General features: G+C 65.1%; 18 protein-coding genes. 4 read left to right on the top strand and 14 right to left on the bottom strand.

The genetic code is table 11. The annotated features are described in order from the left end of the window. Window positions 1-93 precede the first annotated feature (93 nt). From O9Z63_RS18335 to O9Z63_RS18355, 5 genes are all read right to left on the bottom strand, one after another. A complete protein-coding gene (locus O9Z63_RS18335; RefSeq protein ID WP_270126831.1) occupies window positions 94-414 on the bottom strand; it encodes a hypothetical protein in 321 nt (106 codons plus the stop codon). A gap of 224 nt (window positions 415-638) precedes the next feature. Beyond that, a complete protein-coding gene (locus tag O9Z63_RS18340) occupies window positions 639-2,225 on the bottom strand; it encodes a DUF1501 domain-containing protein (RefSeq protein WP_270126832.1) in 1,587 nt (528 codons plus the stop codon). A gap of 103 nt (window positions 2,226-2,328) precedes the next feature. Beyond that, complete coding sequence (locus O9Z63_RS18345; protein WP_270126833.1) at window positions 2,329-4,062, bottom strand: DUF1800 domain-containing protein; 1,734 nt, start codon at window positions 4,060-4,062, stop codon at window positions 2,329-2,331. 292 nt (window positions 4,063-4,354) lie between these two features. Next, on the bottom strand, window positions 4,355-5,524 hold the full coding sequence (locus O9Z63_RS18350) for a S1 family peptidase (protein ID WP_270126834.1): 1,170 nt from the start codon (window positions 5,522-5,524) through the stop codon (window positions 4,355-4,357). A gap of 106 nt (window positions 5,525-5,630) precedes the next feature. After that, window positions 5,631-6,215, bottom strand: a complete 585-nt coding sequence (locus tag O9Z63_RS18355; RefSeq protein WP_270126835.1) for an RNA polymerase sigma factor — start codon at window positions 6,213-6,215, stop codon at window positions 5,631-5,633. A gap of 132 nt (window positions 6,216-6,347) precedes the next feature. Between O9Z63_RS18355 and O9Z63_RS18360 the strand changes: the two genes are divergently transcribed. Further along, the gene (locus O9Z63_RS18360; protein ID WP_270126836.1) at window positions 6,348-6,599 is read left to right on the top strand and encodes a hypothetical protein; all 252 of its coding nucleotides are present in this window, start codon (window positions 6,348-6,350) and stop codon (window positions 6,597-6,599) included. Window positions 6,600-7,069: 470 nt separating this feature from the next. Here O9Z63_RS18360 and O9Z63_RS18365 read toward each other — a convergent pair whose 3' ends face one another. The 5 genes from O9Z63_RS18365 to O9Z63_RS18385 all read right to left on the bottom strand — a co-directional run bounded on the left by O9Z63_RS18365 (window position 7,070) and on the right by O9Z63_RS18385 (window position 14,887). Continuing rightward, complete coding sequence (locus O9Z63_RS18365) at window positions 7,070-8,848, bottom strand: hypothetical protein (protein ID WP_270126837.1); 1,779 nt, start codon at window positions 8,846-8,848, stop codon at window positions 7,070-7,072. Next, complete coding sequence (locus O9Z63_RS18370; RefSeq protein WP_270126838.1) at window positions 8,845-11,097, bottom strand: hypothetical protein; 2,253 nt, start codon at window positions 11,095-11,097, stop codon at window positions 8,845-8,847. The genes O9Z63_RS18365 and O9Z63_RS18370 overlap by 4 nt, the downstream gene beginning before the upstream one ends. Further along, window positions 11,097-12,701 carry a BatA domain-containing protein gene (locus O9Z63_RS18375; RefSeq protein WP_333490323.1) on the bottom strand — a complete coding sequence of 535 codons (1,605 nt, stop codon included), beginning with the start codon at window positions 12,699-12,701 and terminating at the stop codon, window positions 11,097-11,099. Before O9Z63_RS18375 ends, O9Z63_RS18370 begins: the two co-directional genes overlap by 1 nt. Window positions 12,702-12,891: 190 nt before the next feature. After that, entirely contained in the window at window positions 12,892-13,767 is an 876-nt protein-coding gene (locus O9Z63_RS18380; protein WP_270126839.1) for a DUF58 domain-containing protein, read from the bottom strand. 136 nt (window positions 13,768-13,903) lie between these two features. Beyond that, window positions 13,904-14,887: an AAA family ATPase gene (locus O9Z63_RS18385; protein ID WP_270126841.1), complete on the bottom strand. Its 984-nt coding sequence runs from the start codon at window positions 14,885-14,887 to the stop codon at window positions 13,904-13,906. A gap of 191 nt (window positions 14,888-15,078) precedes the next feature. On the opposite strand from O9Z63_RS18385, the gene O9Z63_RS18390 reads away from it, so the two are divergent. Next, entirely contained in the window at window positions 15,079-15,945 is an 867-nt protein-coding gene (locus tag O9Z63_RS18390; protein ID WP_270126843.1) for a hypothetical protein, read from the top strand. A gap of 7 nt (window positions 15,946-15,952) precedes the next feature. Here the strand turns inward: O9Z63_RS18390 and O9Z63_RS18395 are convergent, their stop codons facing one another. Then, window positions 15,953-16,576, bottom strand: coding sequence for a DUF4159 domain-containing protein (locus O9Z63_RS18395; RefSeq protein ID WP_270126844.1), 624 nt, complete (start codon window positions 16,574-16,576; stop codon window positions 15,953-15,955). 347 nt (window positions 16,577-16,923) lie between these two features. Here O9Z63_RS18395 and O9Z63_RS18400 point away from each other — a divergent pair, with 347 nt between their 5' ends. Beyond that, the gene (locus O9Z63_RS18400; RefSeq protein WP_270126845.1) at window positions 16,924-17,541 is read left to right on the top strand and encodes a porin family protein; all 618 of its coding nucleotides are present in this window, start codon (window positions 16,924-16,926) and stop codon (window positions 17,539-17,541) included. Between the two features lie 73 nt (window positions 17,542-17,614). Then, window positions 17,615-18,280, top strand: coding sequence for a porin family protein (locus tag O9Z63_RS18405; protein WP_270126846.1), 666 nt, complete (start codon window positions 17,615-17,617; stop codon window positions 18,278-18,280). A 99-nt stretch (window positions 18,281-18,379) separates the two neighbouring features. On the opposite strand, the gene O9Z63_RS18410 is transcribed toward O9Z63_RS18405, so the two are convergent. From O9Z63_RS18410 to O9Z63_RS18420, 3 genes are all read right to left on the bottom strand, one after another. After that, window positions 18,380-19,045 (bottom strand): hypothetical protein, encoded by a 666-nt coding sequence (locus O9Z63_RS18410; protein WP_270126847.1) that lies wholly within the window; start codon window positions 19,043-19,045, stop codon window positions 18,380-18,382. Between the two features lie 114 nt (window positions 19,046-19,159). Further along, window positions 19,160-20,485 (bottom strand): TldD/PmbA family protein, encoded by a 1,326-nt coding sequence (locus O9Z63_RS18415; protein ID WP_270126848.1) that lies wholly within the window; start codon window positions 20,483-20,485, stop codon window positions 19,160-19,162. A 101-nt stretch (window positions 20,486-20,586) separates the two neighbouring features. Continuing rightward, on the bottom strand, window positions 20,587-22,233 hold the full coding sequence (locus tag O9Z63_RS18420) for a TldD/PmbA family protein (RefSeq protein ID WP_270126849.1): 1,647 nt from the start codon (window positions 22,231-22,233) through the stop codon (window positions 20,587-20,589). Between the last annotated feature and the right edge of the window lie 150 nt (window positions 22,234-22,383).

Here is a 22,383-nt window from a genome sequence, read left to right on the forward strand (position 1 = left end):
CAATAGAGGTCGGCGTGAATGCAGCCTCGTCAGGCACAAAAAAGCCTTCTGTTTCCACAGAAACAGAAGGCTTTCAATTGGGCGTCGGTTGCGCTAAGCAGGCTTGGCGCTGGTGTGTGCCGCGTCCTTCTTGTGGCTATCGTAGCTGGTCTCGCTGTCGTCGCTGATAGCGTCGGCGGCCTTCTTGGCGGCGATGATGGCAATAACGGCTACGCCGGCAATGCCCAAAATGAGTTGGGTGGTGGTGAAGCGCTGCGCGGCTTTCTTGAGCAGCACGCCGCTGTGCTTGATGAGGTCGTCGAGCTGGTCGGACTCGCCCTGGAATACTTTGTAGCCGCTTTGCAGGGCATTGATAACGTCTTCAGGCAGGATCTTTTCGATTTCCTTTTCTACGTTCGAGAGTTGAGTGGCCATATAGCGTAAAGGGAGAGAACAGTGAAACACAAAGCCGGTGGCGCGGCCCCGGAGCCCCTATACGCGAAAACCCGCCGCCGGTTTTTGGGGGAGTAGGGATGAGGGATGAAGGAGTAGGAAGTAGGGCCCTGGCAGACTGGCCCGACGGCAGAGCAGCAGCAGCCACCTGACGGTATGCCACCATTAATACGCTCCTTCATCCCTTATCCCTACTCCTTCATCCCTCATCCCTCCACCACAACTAGCCGGGAGCTGACGCGGGCGCCTTCGCGCACCTGGCAGTGGTAGGAGCCGGCGGCCAGGCCTGTGGCAAACGGAATCTGGCGGCGGCCGCGGGGCTGGTTTCGGTCGAGCAGGCGGGCCACTTCGCGGCCCAGCGCGTCGAGCACCACCACCTGCACGTGCCCGCCTTCACTCTCAAACTCCACCGTGGCGTGGTCGCGCACGGGGTTCGGAAACACGCTGAAGTTGGCCACGTTGGTGGCGGCGGCGGTGCTGGTGCCGTTCACGATACCGGGCCGGATAACCGGCACGTTCGGGAACTGCCCGAGGCTGGACGGCAGCAGGGCATTGAGCGTGGCCTGCGGCACCCGGAACCAGTCGCGGAGCAGGTTGGCGTAGATGGCCCGGAAGTCGAACTGCATCGGCACCTGGTCGTTGACGCCGGCGTTGGCGGGCAGCACGGGGTTATTGCCGTGGATGATGGGGTTGACGCTGGTGCCGAACACGATGAGCGGGGCCGCCGCGCCGTGGTCGGTGCCCTTGCTGGAATTGGCCTTGATGCGGCGCCCAAACTCCGAGAACGTCATGCCCACCACCCGGTCCTGCACCGCAAGGCGCCGCAGATCGTCCTGGAAGGCTTCCAGGGCCTGCGAAATCCGGCCCAGCAGCGTAGCGTGCGTGCCCGTGGTGGTGCTGCCCGTGACGGGCACCTGCGCCGCGTGCGTGTCGAAGCCGCCGAGGTTGCAGACGTACACCCGCGTCTGCAGGCCGCCGGCTACCAGCTGGGCCACAATCTTGAGCTGGTCGGCGAGGGAGTTCTGGCCGGCGGCGGGGTAGAGCGGCGAGAGGTTGCGGGCCCGCGCCGCCGCCGCCTGAATGGCCGTGGTGTAGATCTGGGTCTGGGAAATCACCTGCCGGATGAACGTCAGCTCGTGGCCGGCCGGCGTGTTGGGGGCCGTATCAACCCCGCCCGACAGCAGCTGGTAGAACGAGGTGGTGCTGGCAATGGCCATGCCCATGTTCACGCTGGGGCCCTGCACGCAGTTGCTCACCACCGAGCCGATGCTGATGGCCAGCGGATCGGGGTTCTGGGCGCTGGGGTAGCCGGTGGGGTAGTTGGCGTACTCCGAGTTGAGGTAGCGTCCGGCCCAGCCCGAGGTGATGGTGACGTTGGAATCAGAAGCCGACGTCCAGATGTCGGTGGCGCGGAAGTGCGAGTAGTTGGGGTTGGGGTAGCCCACGCTCTGCACCACGCCAATCTTGCCGTCGTCGAACAGGTTTTTCACGCCCGTCATGGCCGGGTGGATGCCTGTGGCGGCGCGCAGCGTTAGCACCTGGTTTTGTGGAATGGCAATGTCGGCGCGGGCGTTCATCAGGGCCGAGTACTGGTCGGTCGGGATGATCATGTTCAGGCCGTCGTTGCCACCGTTCAGCTGAATCAGCACCAACACCCGGTCGGTCTGGGTTTCGCCGCCGGTCAGCTCAAACAGCTCCGGCGAAAAGCCGTACGCCCCAATCGGCAGGCCGCCCAGCAGCGTGGGTAGCACGGTGGCGGCCGCGGTAGTCTGGAGGAAATGTCTGCGTTTCATACTTCGTGTTAATGGTTAAATGGCTGATTGTTGAATTGCTGACAGCCAGATGGCCGCTGCCTGAGTGAGCAGCCGGCCAGTAAGCCATGCAGCCATTAAGCCATTAAGACAGATGATATTCGGCCAGGCCCATGAGGGTGCGCAGCAACGACTGCAGCTTGGTTTGCACGGCGGCGCGCTTGGCGGCGTTGGTGGGTGCGGCCAGGTACTCGTTCCACTCTATCGTCCACTCAAAATCGGGTAGGCCCGGCAGCAGCGTGTCGTTGAGGTAGGTGAGCTGGGTGGGCGTGAGCTGGATGGGCGTCAGCAGCCGGGCCAGCTCCGCAATCAGCAGGTTGCAGTCGGCGGCGGTGGCGGCGGGCAGGGCCAGCACCAGCGCAATCGGGTCGATTTTGATGGTGGCGCCGCTGGTGGTGTAGCCGTTGTTGCTGATGAGCAGGTCGGTGAGCTGGTTGCGGCGGGGCAGCGTCACGGCGTTGATCCACATTTCGTAGTACTGCGGCGTCTGCCAGTAGGCCGGCCAGCCGGCCACGTTCGGCGGGTCGCCGAGCAGCTGCTGCTGCACGTTCGTGACGCCGTTGAGGTAGTTCCACATGGCGTATTGTGCCGTGACGTTGGTGGCGGGCGGAAAGGCCACCTGCAACTGCCGGGCCGTGCCCACCGTGAAGTCGAGCGGGCTCTTAATCACGCAGCCCATGTTCACGGTGTCGAAGAAATGCTCGCTCCCGAGCAAAGCCCGCAGCACCGGCGCCACCTCGTAGTTGCTTTGCAGCAGCAGCTGGGCCATGGGCTCAATCACCTGGGTTTCGGTGGTGGCGTCAATCACGTAGTACACAAACCAGCGGTAGAGCTTGCGGCACAGGAAGCGCGCCGTTTCCTGCTGCCGGAACACCAGCGCAATCAGGGCCTTGTACTCCTGGTCGGTCTGGTTGCTGATAGTGGCGTTCTGGAAAGCGCTGCTGAAGGTTTTGGTGGTCGTGTCGTGGCGCGAGGCCGTGAAGTAGCCGACCTGGGTGGTGGCGTTGTCGCGCCAGCCCGTGAGCACGCGCGCGGCGGCCTGCACGTCGGCCTCGGTGTAGTTAGTGTAGTTGCCGGTCCCGATGAGTGGGCCCTTGCCTACCGTAAACAGTTCCAGCAGCTCGCGGCCATAGTTTTCGTTGGGGGCTGTGGCGGTGCTCTGGTTGCCGTTGAGGTAGCGCAGCATGGCCGGGTTCACGGTCACGTCTTCGGCCAGGCGCTGGATGTTGCCCAGCGCGTGGCGGCGTAGCAGCGCGCAGTACTGGTAGCCGTAGCGGGCGTCGTTGATGTCGCCAAGCTCCACCACAAAGTGGTTGTGCCAGAACAGCGTCATTTTCTCCACCAACGACGGCACCTGGCCCAGCAACTGCCCCAGCCACCAAGCCCGCAGCGAGGAGCGCCGCACGCCCTCGAAGTTCTGGTCGAAGGCCTGCGTCACCCAGGTCTGGCCCAGCGGCACGCTCGTATCCGTGGCCGACACGTTGAGCGGCGGCGCGGGCGCGGCTGGTGCCGTGAGCAGCGTGGTGAGCACCTGCGGCATGCTCCGGCTGGCCGCCGTCAGGATTTCGGAGCGGGTGGGGCCGAACAGCGTGCGGCGTAGCAGGTGCGCGGCCTGGGCGTAGCCCCACGGGCCCGTGTAGGGGTTCAGGCCGGCCGTAGAGCGGGGCGCGGTGGGCAGGCTGGTGTTGGCGTAGCGGCTCACGGTTTCGTCGCCGGAGCCGGTGGGCGGGTCGGTGCCGGGGGCGGGCGGCTCCGACATGGCGGCGGCCGGGGCTACCAGGGCAGAGGCGGGTTTGCGGAGGAAAGCTCTACGGTCCATTGGCAGATAGTTGAGGTGGAAGGGCAGCAGCTGGTAAAGGCCTTGAAAGGAAGAGGTTAATCCGGCGCCTTACAAGGGCGTGTACTATCGACTTATTAAAATAGTGAAAGTTTAATAGACGATTCTTTTCAGGGTGCCATGCCTTTCTTGAAAGAGTGCCGGCCGCCAGCCACCAAACCCCGGCCATGTGCCCACAGCCCGGTTCCTGGCTTGCGGGTGCCGCCCGCAAATCCACAAAAAAAAGCCCCGCCGGATGAGGGCGGGGCTGAAAGAAAGCCGGAGCAAACCGGGGCTATTCGTAGACTTTCACCACAAACACGTAGTCCTGAAGCTTGCGAATCTGCTGGGGGCGCGAGGTGCCGGCCAGCTGGTTGGTGCGGGGCAGGTTGTAGGGCTGGGCCTGCGTGGCCGCCGCGCTCAGCGAGTCTACCAGCCGCATCAGATACGACGACTTGGTGGCGAAGGCCGCGCTCTGCGCGTCCATCTGGCGGCCGCTGATGATGCCAATCAGGTTGCCCCGATCATCGAGCAGCGGGCCGCCCGAGTTGCCGGGGTTCACCGGAATGCTGATCTGGTAAAAGGCCGAGTCACCTTCAAAGCCCGAGCGGGCGCTCAGCGAGCCATCGTTGAACACCAGGTCTTCGCGCGGATAGCCCAGCGTATACACTTTCTCGCCCAGGTCGGCGGTGCCGCGCTTGAAGGAGTAGGGCAGGCGGCCGAAGCCATTGAACTGCTTGTCGTTGATGCGCAGGATAGCCAGGTCGTGGGCCACGTCGGTGAACACCGGCTCGGCGCGGTAGCTGCGCCGGTCGCGGCCCTCAATCAGCAGCGAATCGGCCCCCTGAATGACGTGGTAGCTGGTCACCAGGTAGCCGTCAGCTGTCAGGGCGAAGCCCGTGCCGCTGAACTTGCCGGGGTTCACGGTTTCCGGCGCCGGTGCCTGGCCCCGGATGGCACGATTCATGGCCAGCTGGGTGCGGCGGATGCGCTCCACTTCTTTGCGCAGCACCGTGTAGCCGTACAGCGACGGTTTCTGCGAGGCGCGCCACCACTCAATGCCCAGCAGCGTGGTGAACACGGCCAGCACGGCCACCGAGGCGGCCACCATCATAGTGGCGCGGTGCCCCTGCCAGAACCGGCGCAGCTGCTGCTCGGTGCGCGAAATATGCAGCTGCGGCATCAGCGGGTTGCCGGTTTCCAGCACTTCGCCGTCTTCGGCGTCGGTCAGTTTCACGGCCTGCTCGGCGTCCAGCTCAGCCTGAATGGCGCGCAGCTTGCGGCGCACGCTCAGGCGCTGGCCGTAGCTGTGCAGCGTATCGGTCAGGGAGGTGAAATCGGCGTAGCGCTCGGCCAGCACGGGGTCGGCGGACAGGCGGCGCTCTAGGTCGGTGCGCGCCGGCGCCGCCAGCTCGCCACGCTGGTAGGCCTCGAATAAAGCGTAATAGTCAGCTTCCGTCATCATAGGGCTAAGCGGGTGGGTGAGGTCCGCTGTTGTCTGGTACAGCGCGGAAAGGAAAACGGGTGGCTGCCGGTGGGCAGGCGTATTTCCTCAACACGCGCTTGTCTGATCATGTCTCACTTTCCTGGTACTGCGTGAAAAAGAGCTTTTTCAGCCGCACCAGGCACTTGTACTTCTGGTTTTTGGCATTGTCGGCGTTGGTATAGCCGAAGTCTGCCGTGAGTTGCTGCATCGACTTGTCGAGCAGATAAAAGCCTTCCAGCAACGAGCGGCACGGTTCGCCGAGGCGTTCCATGGCTTCGTTCATGGTGGCGAAGCGCCGGTCCCGCTCCTCGGCTTCCTCCAGGTCGGCCTCGGCCCCTGTCTCCAGAAAAGGCTCGTGGTCGTCGAGGCGGGTGCCGAAGCGGGTTTTCTCGGCGAGGCGTTTCAGCCAGAGGCGGCGGCACACGGCGTAGAGGTAGGTTTTGATCTGGCAGCTCAGCTCCAGGGAGTTGTCGCGCACCTTCTCGTAAAACACCATTACGCCCTCCTGGTACACGTCCCGGGCGTCGTCTTCGGTGCCGCTGTTCTGCAGCACGTAGTGCGACACCATGGGCAGATGCAGCCGGTAGAGCTGCGCCAGGGCGCGGTCGTCGCCGCGGCGGATGGCCGCCACGAACTCGTCGTCAGTATAAGAAGCAGTGGCCTTCGCCATTCACTTTAGCAGTTAATACCCTGGAAGCAGTGGGGTAACCCCCTACGAAAATAAATTTCGGCGGTGGGTTACCTTTCGGCTTATTCTGGATGAACGGGGTTTTCAGACAAATTTTCCAAATTTACCACAACGATGAACAACCTCCTGAAGGTATCCGCTCTGTTCTGCGCCGTAGCTCTGGCTTCGTGCGAATCTAAGCCCGCCACCACCGAAGCTACCACCACCACCGAAACCGGTACCGTAGAAACCACGGCTCCTGCTATGGACACCACGGCTATGGCTACGGACACGACGGCTATGGCTGCTCCGGCTACCACCGAGGCTCCTGCTACCACCACGGAGGCTACGTCGACCACGACGACCACCACCACCGAGCAGAAGTAATTGATACGGAGCTGACTCTGGTCAGGCTCCGGCAAAAGCCCGGCTTCCTTTGCGGAAGCCGGGCTTTTTTGTTTTTCTGGCGGCGCGACTGGAAATAATCTAAAAATATTTAAGTATTTGATATTTAAAATGCAAACTTTGCACTTTGGCTTGCTGGGTTGTTACCGCCGCCATATAGCTTATCTAATCTGCCTTCGCCGTGCCGCGCGCCACTCATCGTATTACCACTCCGCAGAACGTCTTTGCGAGTGAACCAGCCGCCACGGAGCCTATAAGCTCAGAAGTGCCCACCACGCCAGCCGAAGAAATGCCTCTGGCCAATTCGGTGTTTATGGTCGGCGAGTATCTGGTAGGAGACGGCGAAGACGCCCGGCTTGGCGGCCACCCAGATATCCGGTATTAGTAGCTGTTAAACTGCTCCCGTCGGAAGTAGAGGGAGGGTGAATCGTGAAGGGCACTGTACTGACCGATTAGAGTTTTTCCTCCAGCCACAAAAAGCCGGCAGCCAGCACAAACAGCGCTACAAACCAGCCGGCGGGCCACGCCGCCTGCCGCTGCGCTGGCTCCGAGATATAAGCCGATGTCGCTGGTTTGGGAAGGGTGGCCACACGGCGCAGCGCCTCAGGGCCCTGCCAGTCCGGCGCCCCGAAAACATACAGCCACTGCGCCTGCTGCCCAGGCCGCTGCAGCTGCTGCCAGCCAGATTGGGTTGGCCAATACGTAGCCGTGCTCCACTCCGGCAGCAGGGCATCCTGGCGCAGCGCCAGCCGGGCCAGCGGCGCACCAGCCGCATCCGACACCAACAGGGGCCGCGTGGCAGATGCGGAAGCGCCAGCCAGCTGCAGCGCTACCGGCAGCCCGGCACAGGGCCAGGGATCCAGCGCCAGCCACTCGGTGGCGGCGGCTTCCGGCCGGCCGGCCGCAGAAAGTAGCCGGCTCCAATAGGCGGCGTACGTGGCGGTTTCGTTTTGCAGCAGCCATGGGTACGTTTCGGGCAGCACCGAAACCACCACCGTGCCCACCCCCAGGCGCTGGGCCGCCACCACCGCCCGGGCCGGATTGGCTGTGCCCACCAGCAGCCGGGCTGGGGCACTCAACTGCAGGATAGCCGGCATTACGGCTTTGGTGGCCGGCCACGCCAGGCGCTGCGGACGGTCGGTGGCGGGCTGAGGCAGCACGCGCATGGTGGTGGCACCGCCCAGGCTGCGCGCGGGCGTGGTGGTTTCGGCCAGCACTACTAGGCCCAGGCCTGCCGTGCGCTGGGCTGTGCGTACGGCCTGCGCCTCGGGGCCGGCAAGGCCGCCCAGAGCAGCCGCGTCGGCCACTACCACATCGTAGCGGGCCAGCAGCGCCAGCGTCAGGCGGCTGAGGTCGGTGGCGGGCTGGTTGCTGAACTCGGTTTGGGTGAGGCCGCGGCTGATGCCGGTGCGCCAGGCTACGGCGTGCTGCCGCGCGGCCAGGTGGTTGCGCAGGAACTTCAGCTCAAACGAAGGCGTAGCCGCCAGCAGCAGCACCCGCAGCGGACGAGTCGGCAGCACCTCGGCGGGCACCGGCTCAGCGGCCAGCGGACGGCGCAGCGGCCCGGCCGAAACCGTGGCTACCAGCCGGCCGGCAGCTTTGGGCGTGTAGCGCAGCTGAAACCTGCCACTGCCGCCCGGGAGTTGCACCGAGTCGTGGGTGGCGCCGGCAGCCTGCAGCCGCACCCATACCGGGCCGGGGGCGGCGGCGCGGTAGCGGCCTTCCACTACCAGCGGCTGGCCCAGCTCCAAACGTCGGTTCCAGGCGGCGGCCTGAAATCCAGCCGGGGCGGGCGGCGTATGCCAGAGAAGTCGAATGGAATCCAGCTCTGGCACGACGGCGGCGGGCAGCCCGGCGCCCAGCAAGTGCAGGTAGCGCAGCGCCGGCCGCTGCTCGGCTAACGCGCCCAGTCGGGCCACGGCCTTGGCCCCCGTTGGAACGGCCACACTGGAATCAGGCGCATAAAACCAAACACGCGTGGTTGGTCCCAGGCGGCGCAGCAGGGCTAGTAGCGTGTCGGGCTGATAGCCAGGGGTGAGTAGAATGGCTTCGGAACGCGCTACCGCTACCGAGTGCCGGGGCGGGAAGGCCAGCAGCCAGAGCGCGGCTACGGCCACCAGCCCGGCCAGCACGCGCAGCAGCCGGCGGCGCCGGTCGGGGCGGTAGAAAGTGGCCAGGGCCACGCCCAAGCCCGCCAGCAGGCAGGCGCTCAGTAAAACGTATAGCATCATAGCGCTTGCAGGTAGCGTTGGCCCAGGCGGTCGGGGCGGGGCGAGCGGGTGGGGGCGGCCGGCGGCGCCGGGAGCAGGGCGGCCAGGGCTTTTTCGGCGGGCGCGAAGCAGGGGGCGCAGGTGGGGCGGGCGGCGCGGGCATCGGCGGCCAGTTGGCGCAGGGCCCGCACGGCGGCCAGGTAGGCGCCGGGGCGCTGCAGCGCGGCCTGAGCTACGGCCTGCCCGGCGCGGTCCAGCAGCACGGCGTCGGCAGGAGTGGCAGGCTGGCCGGCGCGCAGAGCCGCCAGCAGCCGCACCGCCGTCCTGATTTCAGGCTGCGTGGCTGGGGCCGGCAGCTGCCGGGTGCGGCGGGGGGCGGCGGCGTTGCCCAACTCACCGGACAGGCGCAGGGTGGCTTCGGGCAGGGCGGGCGGGTTGTAGCCGGCGTTGCGCACGTAGGCGCGAGTTTGCTGCTGCACCTGCTTGAGCAGACGCAGGGCGCGGTACTCGTAGGGCAAAGCCTCAGCGGGTTTGGCCAGCCGCAGCCGCAGCTCGGCCTCCCACATCTGGCTGAGCACCCCGCGCAGCTTGGCCTTCACTTCGGGCTCCAGGAAGTCGGCGGTTTCGGAGTCGTCGTGCTTGTGCACGTAGGCGTCCATGAGGGCCGCGGCGCCGCTGGCGGCACTGGTTTCGCCGGCCGGCGAGTGGTCGGCGTGGCCGTGGTCGTCGTGGCCGGCGTGCTCGGCGGGGTTTTCGGTGGCGTGGTCGGCTTCGCCTTCCTTATGGTCGTCGTCTTTATCGGCAGCGGAAGGGCCGGCGGTTTCGCCGATGCTGCCCTCGAATTCTTCGCCCAGAAACTTGCCGTAGCGCAGGCGCAACACTTTCTGGTCGAACCCCAGGTTGTTGCCGCGCTCGGCGAAGTCGGTGGCTGTCAGCCTGGGCTTTTCGGCCAGCAGCTTTTCGGTGTCGATGATGATCTGGCGCTGGCTACGGAAGTAGGCCGGCACCACATTCACGCTTAGCGAAATATCGGTGAGGCCGTCCTGCACGGTGGTGTCTTCCCACTGCACGAGGTAGGTGTCGGAGCGGGTGAGCTGGCGGGCATTGTCGCGGGTCTGGACGTAGAAGTACACTTCGTCGCCGTAGGTGAGGCCCAGCGCCGGCAGGTTCAGCACTGAGGCCAGCGTGGCCTGCCGGGGCTGGCCGCGCAGGGCGGCGCTGAGGTTGGTTACTACCTCCTTGAACTTCACGGCCTCGCCCTGGCCCTGCGCCACGGTGGCCACCAGCTGGGCCTCGCTCAGGCCGTAGTCGTCGCGCAGGGCTACACGGACCGCCACCTGGGGGCGCTGGCCGAACTCGATGAGGGTGTAGGGCTTGGGCGTCTGGAGCTGGAGGGTGGGGGCGCGGTCGGGCTGCACGTCGAGGGCGTACTCCTCGGAGTTCTGCCCCGCGAAGCGCAGGTGATACAGGCCCGAGGTCGTGGCCGGCAGCTCCACCACAAACTGCGTGGGCTGGCCCGTCACGGCCCGAAACGGCTGCCTAAATTTGCCCATTTCCAGCACGGGCGGCGTACTACCGGCCGCACTCACCTGCACCGTCCAACGCACCCGCGAACCGACCGGACAGCTGAAGCTGAGGCCGGTGGGAGCATAAACAGCCCGGCGCGTGTAGGCCGGCGGCTGCACCCGGATGCGGGTGCCCAGCAGCCGGGGCGGCGCCGACTGGCCCGGTTTAGCGGCCGCCACTGCCGCCGCCGGAAAGCGCACAGCCAGCAGCGGGGCTGATGTAGGCTGGGGAGGATGATAAAGCCAGCCCCCAGCCGCCAGCAGCAGCAACGCCCCCACGCCGCCTGTTACCGGCTTCCAGGCGAATGGCAGCAGCTGCGGCTGCGCCTGCTGCAGCTCCGCCAAGCGCTCCTCGATGCGCTGCTGCTGCAGCTGCTCCAGCAGGTTGAGGGGGCGCGCCGGGTTGGGCAGCAGCAGGCCGGTGCTGTCTTCCAGCGAGGGATAGAGGCGGTCGAGGCGGCGGGCCAGGACCGGCAGGCGGGGCTGGTGCAGGCGGTAGAGCAGCAGCGCCACCACAATCAGCAGCGCCACCAGTAAGCCGATCAGAAGCGGCGCGGCGGTGGGCCAGTGCCGACCCCAGGCCCACCCGGCCAGCCCAGCCGCCGCCGCCAGCAGCAGCACGGCCCCGCTGGCGCGGCGGGCCTGGCGGCGGGCAATGCCGGCCAGAAGCGCCGCGCCGGAAAAGGTATCGGTGGTGGTCGGCATCAGGCGGTAGCAAGGGTAGGCGAAACAATGGACCGGCGGTAGGCCAGGCCTCTTTCCAGGGCAAACAGCAGTAGGGCCGCCAGCACCACCCAGGCCCGCACATCCACCAGCACCGGCGGCGGCAGCTGCCGCCGGCTCTGGGCGGGCAGACGTCTAACCGGCTGCCACGGCGCTGCACCCAACTGCCGGGCATCCAGCCGGCGGCGCTCGGTGGGGGCGGGCCGGGCGGCAAATAGCGGCGCATCGGCCGACTCGGTGCGGAGCAGGTGTAGCAGCAGGGTGGGCAGGGCGGCGGTTTCGGGGAGGCTGGTGGCGGCGGGCTGCAGGTGGGTGCGCAGCAGGTAGCGGCTGCCGCGGCCGGCTGGCTCGCGCAGCAGTACCGGCTGGCCGGCCCCCGTCTGCCAGACGACGGCCTGACTGGCCGGAACGCGGCTGGTATCCAGCCGCAGCACCTCCACGGGGGCGGTGGCATCGGGTAGGAGGCCGGTAAGGTGGAGGCGGCCGACGACGGGCGCGCCAACGGCGGCGGTTTCCTGCCAGAGGTGGCCGCCCCGTTGCGCCCGTGCCAGCCACGCAGCCGGAACTGGCTCGTCACTCAGCCAAAATAGCCAGTCGGGCGAGGTAGATAAGTCGGCGGCAGGCGTCACGGTGCGGATTTCTAGCGGCCGGGCCAGGCCAGGGGCCACGGCCTGCAGCGCGGCGCGCAGGTAGCGGGCGGCGGCGGCGTGGCGGCTATCCGCATACAGCACCACTCGCAGCGGCTCGGTTTGCACCACCACCTCGGGCTGGCCGGCCTGCTGCAGCTTGGCCAGATTTCCGGTTTGGTAGCGCAGACCGGGCAGCCCGGCCACCGCCAGCGGCCCGCTGCTACGCGGCCGGGCCAGGCGTACTATCCGGAACGTGGTGCCTTCTTCCTGGCTGCTGCCCACCAGCAGGCGCAGTGAATCAGGCGAAAACTGCCCGGCCTGCGCCAGCCACGCGCTGGAGTCGGGTAGGGGCACTGTTTGCCAGGTGAGGCGCGCCGGCAGGGTGGGGCGGGCGCCGCGGAAGTGCGGCAGCGCCGCGCCGCTCAGCACCCGCAGCGGCCGGCCCGGAAAAGAGTCGGCGGCCTGGCGGGCGCGCAGCCAGTAGTCGTCGGGGGCGGCGCCGGTTGCTGGCCGGAGTAGCGCCAGTGAATCGGGCTGCTGCCAGGCGGCGGCGGAAATCAGGCGGAAGTTGGGCGCGAACTGCCGCAGCTCGTAGCCGCGGCGGCGCAGGGAGTCGAGGGTGGGGCGCAGGCCGGGCAGCACCTCGGGATGCAGCACTTCCGGCGCCAGCAGCACCAGGCCCCGCACCGGGCGGGCCGGGCGCTGCTGCTGCCACTGGGGGCCAGCCAGCGCCAGCGCTACCAGCCCCACAATGGCTGTCCGTAGCAGCAGCAGCGCCAGCTGCTCCAGCCGCAGGTTGCGCAGGCGGCGGTTGGCGGCGGCCTGCAGCCAGCGCACACTGCCCATCGGCACCGTGCGCCCCGGCCGCCGGTTCCACAAGTGAATAGCCACCGGAACCGCCAGCGCCAGCAGCGCCAGCCAGCCGGCAGCAGCATCAGAAAGAAGAATCGTGGGCAAAACGAACGGCAGGTGAAGTGGCGAAGGGAAGGTCGTGAATTGGGGTGGCAGGCTGCGTGGGGTAGTAGGTGAGTTGTTGGAGTAGCGCCGTCATCCTGAGCTTGCGAAGGACCATATCACGCCTGAGTTACTACTTAAAGATGTCGTTCTACTGTAATAAGGTCCTTCGCAAGCTCAGGATGACAGAAAATTACCCCATAGCATCGCGGCGGCGCAGGAACTCGCGGATGGCCTGGGTGAGGGGTTCGGCGGTGCTGAGCTGGTGGTAGTCGAAGCCGTGGCGGCGGGCCTGCTGGGCGGTGGCGCGCAGCCACTGCTGCAGCTGCGGCTGCCAGGTGGCGCGCTGCTGGTCGGCGTTGAGCTGCAGGCGCTGGCCGGTTTCTAGGTCCTCGAACGTCACGGCGCCGCGGAAGCTGAAGTTGAGCTCGTTGCCGGCCATCAGGTGCAGCAGCAGCACCTCGCCCGAGGCGGCACGCAGGCGCGTGAGCAGGCGCTCCATTTCGGCATCCTGCTCATACATATCGGTAGCGCACACCACCAGGGCGCGCTGGCGGCGGGCCGTGAGGGGCGCCAGGGTTTCCTGGGTGGGGAAGGTGCCTGCCGCTTCGGCGGTTTCGAGGGCGTGGTAGAGGCGCGGCAGCTGGCGGGCGTCGGCGCGGGGCGGCAGGTGGCGCAGGCCGGCCGGGTGCAGAATGGTGAGGCCCACGGCGTCGCCCTGCTGCTGGGCCAGGTAGGCCAGCGCGCCCAGCAGCAGCCGGGCGTAGTCGAGCTTGGTGAGGCCGTTGTCGTCGGGGTGGTTCATGCTGGCGGTGGCGTCCAGCACGAGGTGCACGGTCAGGCTGGTGTCCACGTCTGATTCGCGCAGGTAGTACCTATCGGAGCGGGCGGCCAGGCGCCAGTCGAGGCGGCGCAGGTCGTCGCCGGGCTGGTAGGGGCGATACTGGCTGAACTCCATGCCCGCGCCCTTGCGCCGGCTTAGGTGCGCGCCGTGCAGAAAGCCCTCAGCCGCCCGCTTGGCCGCCAGCGGCAGGTTGTGTAAGGCGTGAAGGAGTTCAGGGGAAAGCATGTGGTTAGTTTCAATTAGTGAACGTCATGCTGAGCTTGCCGAAGCATCTCTACCGCAGTGCTAATCAAAAAAGTTAGCCAGAGGTAGAGATGCTTCGGCAAGCTCAGCATGACGTGCTTTTAGACCGCCCCAAGCCCTACACCGCCACTGCCTTCAGCAGCGCGGCCACGGCGTCGTCGGAGGTCAGGTTCTCGGCTTCGGCGTTGAAATTGAGCAGCACGCGGTGGCGCAGCACGGCCGGGGCCAGCGCCCGGATATCTTCCAGAGTAGCGGCGAAGCGGCCCTGCAGTAGGGCGCGGGCCTTGGCGCACAGAATGAGCGCCTGCCCGGCGCGCGGACCGGCGCCCCAGCGGCCATAGTCGCGGATAAACTGTACCTCCGACGTGGCCGGGCGCGTGGCCCGCACCAGCCGGTTCACGAAGCTCAGCAGCTCGGGGCTCAAACTCACCTGCCGCACCAACTGCTGCAGCTGCCGCACATCCTCGCCCGCCAGCACCGACTTCACCTCGGGCCGTGCCGTGCCGGTGGTGCCGCTCAGCACCGCCAGCTCTTCCTGCTCGGTGGGGTAGCCGATGCGGATGTAGAGCAGAAACCGGTCGAGCTGGGCCTCGGGCAGCGGGTAGGTACCGCTTTGCTCGATGGGGTTTTGGGTGGCCAGCAGAAAGAACGGCTTGGGCAGCGCGTGCTCCTGGCCGGCGTAGGTCACGTGGCCTTCCTGCATGGCTTCCAGCAGCGCCGCCTGCGTCTTGGGTGGCGTCCGGTTGATTTCGTCGGCCAGCACGAGGCTGGCGAAAATGGGGCCTTCATTGAACTTGAACGAGCGGTGGCCGGTGCCGTGGTCTTCCTCCAGAATCTCGGTGCCGAGAATGTCGGTCGGCATCAGGTCGGGTGTGAACTGGATGCGGCGGAAGGGCAGGTCGGTGGCCTGGGCCAGGGTGCGCACGAGCAGGGTTTTGGCCAGGCCCGGCACGCCTTCCAGCAGGGCGTGGCCGCCGGCCAGCAGCGCCACCAGCACCTCATCCAGCACGGCCTCCTGGCCTACAATCACCTTGGCAATTTCCTGGCGCAGCGGCGGCAGCTTCGCCAGCAGGGCATGAACGGCAGTTTCGGTTGAAATCACAGAGAAAAACAGAAGGTAGAGGAAGGCTTATAAAGTCTGATGCAAGGTTGGCTTTTCGGCTTCTATGCGGCCATAAAGCAGGAAGCTGATGGAAAGGTAAAGTCGGAGGAACGGCGCGAATGGTTTGCCCACCGGCCACCCTTCGCGCACTTTTGATTCATCCTTATCCACCTCGCCACATTCACTGCATTATGAACACGTTTACTGGTTGCCGGACGCTCTTCTACAAACGCGCTTTGCTGCTCTTGGCTGCATCGGGGATGGCCTTTGCTGCCGCCGCCCAGCACCAGCACCAAGAAACGGCCAACCCCAGTGCCATCAGCGCGCAACAGCTGCGGCAGCTGCTGGCCGGCCCGGCCGGCGCCCCTGGCTCTGCGACTAGCGTCTTCGCCAGCAACGACTCCAGCCGTGCTACGTCGCCAAGATACGAGCAGCCGGCAGATGGCCCAGGTCGAGCCACCGACGCCGGTACGCCGGCGCCAGCAGCCACTCCTGCCACCGCAGGCCGCAACGCGCTGCGCGTGGATCTGGCCAATATGGTGTTCGAAAACGCAGTCAACTATGATCTGTTCACCCCGAAGCCCTGGGCGCTGCCGGTGTTGCTCAGCTACGAGCGGCAGCTGGGCAAGCGCACCAGCGCAGGCCTGGAGGTGCTGCTGAACGGCGGCAACTCCGAGCAGCGCCGGGGCGGCGGCGGGCTGCAGCTCCGATACTACGCCGTGCCCAGCCGCCGGGTGTCGGCGCTGGCGGGTTTCTACGTGGCTCCCACGGTATCGTACCGCAAGATTGGGTTTCAGGATGAGCGTATTCTGGCCGGCAAGCCCTACGCCACGGTGCGCGCCGCCGGGGCTGGCGTATACGGCGGCTGGCAGGCCGGCACCCGCCCTAACGCCCACGGCCGGCGCCTGATTCTGGACGTGGCGGTGGGGGCCATGCACTGGGTGCCCACCAGCACCACCTTCAACGGCGAGGCCGCCGTGCCCAACACCTACGATTACCGCTGGACCCGCACCCGCACCGCCCTGGATGCCCGCATCGGGCTGGGCGTGCAGTTTTAGGGCGCCACTACGCCGTGAGGGCATACAGCAGAATGTTCACCCCGAACTTGGTATTGTCTTCGGCCAGGAAGCGCTTGTTGCGGAAGTCGTAGTCCCACTCGCAGCCGTAGTCTTTGTTGGAGTAGAGCACGCCCAGCCGGCCGTTGATTTCGATGCCTTTCAGGTAGTCGTGCACCAGGTCGTCGCCCCAGCCGTTGAGCTCGAAGGAAGTAGGCGGCGGGCCATCCGGAAACTGGAAGAACTGCGAGTAGATGGCGTGGGTCTTAGGGATTTTCTTCAGCGCCCCGGCCCCGAAGCACTGCCGCATCTGCTCCTCAAAGCTGCGCGCAAACAGCCCGTCGATGTCGTGGTTGCAGTCGTCCACGAACACGAAGCCGCCGTTGCGCACGTACTGTATGAAGTTCTTTTTCTCTGCAGCTGAAAACTGCACCAGCCGGTGCCCCGACAGGTAGCAGAACGGGTAGCGGAACAGCTCCGCCGAGTCGAGGGCCACTACTTTCTCCTTTTGCACCACCGGCACTTTGGTGTACTGAATCAGCGAATGGAGCAGGTTGGTGGGCATCCGCTCGTCCACGCCGTTCCAGTCGCCGGAGCGGTATTGCAGGCGCACAAAGGTGAAGGGAGCGGGCATTTATTTGGGGGTGATGAGGTGATGAAGTAATGGGGTGATGAGGTAACAGGTAACAGGTGAAGGGTTTTTGGCCTGCAACAGCTACAGACGCGGCAGAGGCGGCAAGGTGGCTTCGGCGGCAAAATACGGTGCGGCGCGCCTTGTGCAGCCTGCCGCTGAAACTTACCCGTTCGGAGTATATGCGCGGAGCCGGTAGCTTCGTTACTTCTTCAGAGCGTAAGGCATACGTAATCAGTGGTTGGCTTTTCTTTAACTCTCTGATCAGCGTGTTCTTGGCAGTTGTCTTGACACGCGGTATGTATGCTTTTCTGCTTGAAGTCTTCGACACCCACTACCTGCTCTGCCCTATGAAACCACACGCTCTGTTGCTTGTATTGCCGCTGCTGGCCGCCGCCGGTAGTGCCCACGCCCAGGTCGGCATCAAGGCCGGCGTCAACGGGGCGGTGCTCAACGGCGAGAACATCGGCATGGACACGCGCTACAAAACCAGCTACCACGTTGGCGTCTTCGCGCGCATTCCGGTGGTGGGGCCGCTGTCCATTCAGCCTGAGGTGCTGTACTCACTGCAGGGCTCAGAGTTCCGCTCCATGCTGGCCAACTACGACACCAAGCTGCACTACCTCAACGTGCCGCTGCTGGCCCACCTCAAGGTAGGGCCGGTGTACGTGGAGGGCGGCCCGCAATTCGGCCTGCTGCTGGGCGCCCGCGAAGACGGCACGCTGCGCATCAGCGCCGCCGACGGCTACGGCCCCGTAGACCGCGACGCCGCCAACAACTACAAAAAGACCGATTTCAGTCTGGCCGCTGGGGCCGGCCTCGAAGTCGGGTCGTTTATTCTGGGGGCCCGCTACACGGCCGGCCTCAACGACGTGAATGACGTGGCCGACCTGAACGGCGCCAACGACCCGCGCCTGAAAAACCGCGTCATCCAGGTGTCGGTGGGCCTGAAGTTTGGCGGAGATTAGGCGCCGGCTGAGGGTGTAGGAGAAGGAGACGAAAACGCAGTTATTTGCGCATATTTTCATCTTCTTCCCTTTTATGAAATTACCTCTATTATCAGCGGCTTTGCTGCTGGCGGCCACCGGCAGCAGCCTGGGCCAGACCACCGGCACGCAGTTTGGCCTGCAGGCCGGCGTCACGCAGTCTGTCCTCGACGGCACCATCAACAACAACGCGCAGTTCAAGACGGGCTACGTGGTGGGCGGTTTCGTGCGGTTCCGGCCCAGTGCCCGGGTGGCGTTTCAGCCCGAGCTGAACCTGACGCGGCAGGGCTCCCGCAACGAGCAGCAGGTAGGCTACGGCACCATCCTGCGCAACAGCACGCACCTGACGTATCTGAACGTGCCGCTGCTGCTGAAGGTGTACCTCGGCGACGTGGTGAACCTGCAGGCTGGCCCGCAGCTGGGCTTGCTGGTTAGCGGCCGCGAGAAAGGCCAGGTAGGCTACATTTCCAGCAGCAGCGGCAGCGGCTACGTGGAAGGCGACGAAGACGTGAAGGCCGATTATAAAAGTGACGTGGCTGTGTGCTTTGGCCTCGGCGCCGACCTCAAAAACGGCCTCTCCGTTGCTGCCCGCCTCAACTACGGCGTCACCGACATCGAAAACAACGACCTCCGCAAGTCTTTCCGCGAAGCATACGATATAGGCGGCCTGCACAACCGCACCATCCAGCTCACGGTCGGCTACGCCTTCGGGTCGAAGTAAGCCCTGATACCCGTACTGTAACTGACAAGGCCCCGCCGGATGCTTCCGGCGGGGCCTTGTCAGTTGTGCGACAGCTGACATGCGGGCCTGCCGTGGCGGCTACCGGGCGCTGGCGCCCGCCTGCTGGTTGTACTCGCCGATGATGCGCACCATGTCCTGGTAATGGTAGCCGTCGGCTTTGCCTTTGACTTTGGCCGCCAGCTCGGGCTGCGCGCTCAGGTACTCACTGATCTGCTCCTCAAACTTGCCGCGCTTCACTTCCACCAGCTCGCCGCCGCGGCGCAGATACCAGTGGTTTTTGGTGTACGGGATGCCCACAATCGGTACCAGAACTGCGCCCGGTATCGGGATGGGAAGCGGCACCGATTTGGCTTCTGCGAAGTTGAACAGCTCCACCGGACCATCAACCAGCCGGGCCGCCAGCAAGTGCAGGCTCTTGCCGTTCAAGGCCAGTGTTTCGGAGTATTGGCCGCGCACTGTCATGCTCCGGATTTTATCGACGCTGATAAAGTGCGGCTTCGGAAATGGCCGGACTTCCGGGTGCGAGTAGTAGTAAGAAATGGTTTTCTCGAACCCATTCACGCTGATGGGGAAATAGGCTTTCACCAGCTTCCCATCCGGTGTCACGACTTCGCCCGGAGCGTATTCGCTTTTGCTACTGGTTTCGGCAGCGCGGGTGGTGTCGGTGGGGGCGGCAGAGGAGCTATTCTGGGCGTAGGAGGCAGTAGCGAGTAACAGAAGGAAGCCGGATAGCAGTGCTTTCATCAGACGAAGGAAATCGAGTATTTAGGCTATAAAAAACGGCCTCTCCGTGCTGCCAGGCAACACAAAGAGGCCGAAGATACAAAGTACTGTCATGCCTGACGTGCCGGCACCCTGCTATACCGCGTCGGAGAGGCTGGTGAATGTGAAGTCGCGGATTTTCAGCGGGGGCACCATGTTGCCGCCCAGCCGCTGGGCCTTCCCGATGGCCTCGATGTTGTTGAGCATAATCACCGGGCTTTCGTTGAAGCGCATGTTTTTGATGGGGTGCTTGATTTTGCCGTTCTCGATGTAGAAGGTTCCGTCGCGCGTCAGGCCCGTGACCAGCAGCGTCTGCGGGTCTACGTCGCGGATGTACCACAGGCGCGTGACGAGGATGCCCTTGGCGGTGCCTTTGATGAGGTCTTCCACGCTTTGGGTGCCGCCTTCCATCACGAAGCCGCTCGGGAAAGCCGTGGCCTGCTTCTTGTTTTTCTCGGCCCAGAAGCGCGAGTAAAACAGGTTTTTCACCACGCCTTTTTCCACCCAGTTCATGCGCTTCACGGGCAGCCCATCGCCGTCGAACACGCGGCCGGGGGCGGTGGCGTTCAGCGGGTCGGAGTAAATGGTCACGCGCGGGTCGAACATCTTTTCGCCGAGCTTATTGCCGCCTCCCTTTTTGCTCAGAAACGAGCGGCCTTCGTCGGCGCTACGGGCATCCAGCGCGTAAATCAGGCGGTTCAGGATGCCCTCATCCGACACCAGCGCGGCCGGCTCCAGAATCACGGTGTACTTGCCCGGCTCAATGGCCTTGGCATTCACCGAGCCCGAGGCCTTGTCGGCGGCGCGCTTGGTGAGGGATTTGGCGTCGAACTTGGTTACGTCGGTGTAGTCGGCCACGGCGTAGCCCGAGCCGGTGCCGTCGGGCGTGCGCACCGTCACGGAGAAGTCGAGGTTGGTGAGTTGCTGGTAGCCTTCGAGGCCCTTGTTGTTGCGGATGGCCGTGAACGTGGGGCCGTCTTCGAGGTAGCCGGCGGCCGTGAGCTTGCGGGCTTCGCAGAGCGCAATGCTGTCCTGGGCCACCTGGGCGCGGAAGTCGGGCGTGATGCCGGCCGTGCTGGCGGCGTAGGTGGTGGGCGTCAGGTATTGCTGTGGGCCCAGCATAGGCATGTACTCGGGGTCCTCGGGGGCGAGGCGCGCAATTTCCTCGGCCCGCTGCACGCAGCGGCGCAGGGTGGCGTCGTCGAACTGGTTGCAGGTGGCCACGCCGCTGCGCTTGCCGAAGCGCGCCTCCACGGCCAGACTCACGTTGCTGGACGAGCCGGCCGTGCTGACGTTGTTGCGGGCGTAGCGGATGTTGCCGGTGGTGCGCCCATCAAGCTGGGCCGCGCACTCGTCGGCGGTGGAAAAGCTCAGCACCTTCTTCAGGATGGCCTGGGCTTCGTCTTGGGAAAGGATTGCCATGTATGTTGATGTCGTTTGGATGGGAAGTAGCCCTAGCTGTAGTTGCCTCACCCCAACCCCTCTCCCTTTGGAGAGGAGGCCAGGGGGTGAAGTCCTCGTCGCTAGATTTTCCGGGCCGTGTTGATGACGTTGACGCCGTTGAAGCGGGTAGTGCTGCTGCCGTGGCTCACGGCCGACACCTGGCTGGGCTGGCCCTTGCCGTCGAAGAAGGTGCCCAGGAAACGGTAGTCGGAGGCGTCGCAGGAGCCGGCGCAGGAGTTCCAGAACTCCTGGGTGTTGGCCTGGTAGGCCACGTCTTCGAGCATGCCCGTGATTTTGCCTTTCTCGATGGCATAGAACACTTTGCCGCCGAACTGAAAGTTGTAGCGCTGCTGGTCGATGGAGTAGGAACCCTCGCCGGCAATGTAGATGCCCTTGTCCACTTTGCTGATCATCTCGTCCACGCTCAGCTTTTCGGTGCCGGGGCGGAGGCTCACGTTGGGCATGCGCTGAAACTGCACGCTGCTCCAGGAGTCGGCGTAGCAGCAGCCGTCGGACTCGGTCTGGCCCACAATGGCCGCCTGGTCGCGGATTTTCTGGTAGTTCACCAGCTTGCCTTCCTTGATGAGGTCCCACTCCTTGGTTTTCACGCCTTCATCATCGTAACCGACGGCGCCGAGGCTGCCCGGCTGCAGCTTGTCGGCCACAATGTTGACCTGCTTGGAGCCGTACGGAATGTTCTTGGCTTTCCATTCCAGCGTGGCGAAGGAGGTGCCGGCAAAATTGGCCTCGTAGCCCAGCACGCGGTCCAACTCCAGCGGGTGACCTACGCTTTCGTGAATCGTGAGGCCCAGGTGCGAAGGGTCCAGTACGAGGTCGTACTTGCCGGGCGTTACGGATTTGCAGGTGAGCTTTTCCTTGGCTTGTTTGGCGGCCAAGGCGGCGTCTTCCAGCATGTCGTAGCGCTGCTTGTAGCCGATGACGCTAGTGCCCTGGGGGCCGGCCATCTTGTCGGCGGCGCGGGGCGTGAGGTACTCGTAGCCGAGGCCCATCGGCGAGGCCATGGCGCCGCGCGAGCGGAACTTGCCGGTTGTGCGGTCCACCACCGTCACGTCGAACGTGGGCCAGATGCGGTGGATGTCCTGGTCGATGTAGGAGCCGTCGGTGCTGGCGAAGTACTTCTGCTCGTTCACCTGAAACAGGGCCGAGTTGACGTAGCTGGCGCCGTTGCTGAGGGCCGCGCCATTGGCGGCCAGCAGCAGGTCCACCTTCTCCTTCACGGGCACCTCGGCGAAGTTGCGCTCAATAGGCGTCTTCCAGCTCACCTCGCCGTAGCCGCGCTGCGGGGCCAGCTGCACGGGCTGCTTCTGCACCTTCTGGTTGGCTTTGGCAATGGCCACGGCCGTGCGGGCGGCTTCGGCCAGACCGGCCTCGGTTACGGTGTTGGTGGAGGCGAAGCCCCAGGCCCCGTTCACCAAGGCCCGCACACCCGCCCCGAAGCTCTCGGTGCTCACAATGTTCTGCACCTGCTTTTCGCGCGTAAACACGTACTGGTTGAGGTAGCGCCCGATGCGTACGTCGGTGTAGCTGGCACCGGCGGCTTTGGCGGCGTTGAGAGCCGCATCAGCCAGCCGCTTTTTCAGGGCCGGGTCGATGACGTCGAGCAGCTGCTCGGGCTCGACGAAGATGCCGCCCATGCCCGGCAGGCTGGGGAGCAGCAGACCGCCGGCCGCCAGGCCGGTGAGTCCCACAAAATCACGTCTTTTCAAAGTGCGGAAAGGTTAGGGGGAGAAGGAATACACACGTCAGGCAATAGATGCGGCAACCGGGAGCAGGGTTGTTTGGCGCCGCCGTAATATTTGGAAAAGCTAATAAAAAAAACCGCCCGGAAATGTCCGGGCGGTTTGGCGGGTCGGCCT

Source organism: Hymenobacter yonginensis (assembly GCF_027625995.1).
GTDB lineage: Bacteria > Bacteroidota > Bacteroidia > Cytophagales > Hymenobacteraceae > Hymenobacter > Hymenobacter yonginensis.

What these genes read in the sequence shown, in the direction of transcription:
- O9Z63_RS18335 (WP_270126831.1), bottom strand. Translation starts at nt 414, where the DNA reads ATGGCCACTCAACTCTCGAACGTAGAAAAGGAAATCGAAAAGATCCTG.
- O9Z63_RS18340 (WP_270126832.1), bottom strand. Translation starts at nt 2,225, where the DNA reads ATGAAACGCAGACATTTCCTCCAGACTACCGCGGCCGCCACCGTGCTA.
- O9Z63_RS18345 (WP_270126833.1), bottom strand. Translation starts at nt 4,062, where the DNA reads ATGGACCGTAGAGCTTTCCTCCGCAAACCCGCCTCTGCCCTGGTAGCC.
- O9Z63_RS18350 (WP_270126834.1), bottom strand. Translation starts at nt 5,524, where the DNA reads ATGATGACGGAAGCTGACTATTACGCTTTATTCGAGGCCTACCAGCGT.
- O9Z63_RS18355 (WP_270126835.1), bottom strand. Translation starts at nt 6,215, where the DNA reads ATGGCGAAGGCCACTGCTTCTTATACTGACGACGAGTTCGTGGCGGCC.
- O9Z63_RS18360 (WP_270126836.1), top strand. Translation starts at nt 6,348, where the DNA reads ATGAACAACCTCCTGAAGGTATCCGCTCTGTTCTGCGCCGTAGCTCTG.
- O9Z63_RS18365 (WP_270126837.1), bottom strand. Translation starts at nt 8,848, where the DNA reads ATGATGCTATACGTTTTACTGAGCGCCTGCCTGCTGGCGGGCTTGGGC.
- O9Z63_RS18370 (WP_270126838.1), bottom strand. Translation starts at nt 11,097, where the DNA reads ATGCCGACCACCACCGATACCTTTTCCGGCGCGGCGCTTCTGGCCGGC.
- O9Z63_RS18380 (WP_270126839.1), bottom strand. Translation starts at nt 13,767, where the DNA reads ATGCTTTCCCCTGAACTCCTTCACGCCTTACACAACCTGCCGCTGGCG.
- O9Z63_RS18390 (WP_270126843.1), top strand. Translation starts at nt 15,079, where the DNA reads ATGAACACGTTTACTGGTTGCCGGACGCTCTTCTACAAACGCGCTTTG.
- O9Z63_RS18395 (WP_270126844.1), bottom strand. Translation starts at nt 16,576, where the DNA reads ATGCCCGCTCCCTTCACCTTTGTGCGCCTGCAATACCGCTCCGGCGAC.
- O9Z63_RS18400 (WP_270126845.1), top strand. Translation starts at nt 16,924, where the DNA reads ATGAAACCACACGCTCTGTTGCTTGTATTGCCGCTGCTGGCCGCCGCC.
- O9Z63_RS18405 (WP_270126846.1), top strand. Translation starts at nt 17,615, where the DNA reads ATGAAATTACCTCTATTATCAGCGGCTTTGCTGCTGGCGGCCACCGGC.
- O9Z63_RS18410 (WP_270126847.1), bottom strand. Translation starts at nt 19,045, where the DNA reads ATGAAAGCACTGCTATCCGGCTTCCTTCTGTTACTCGCTACTGCCTCC.
- O9Z63_RS18415 (WP_270126848.1), bottom strand. Translation starts at nt 20,485, where the DNA reads ATGGCAATCCTTTCCCAAGACGAAGCCCAGGCCATCCTGAAGAAGGTG.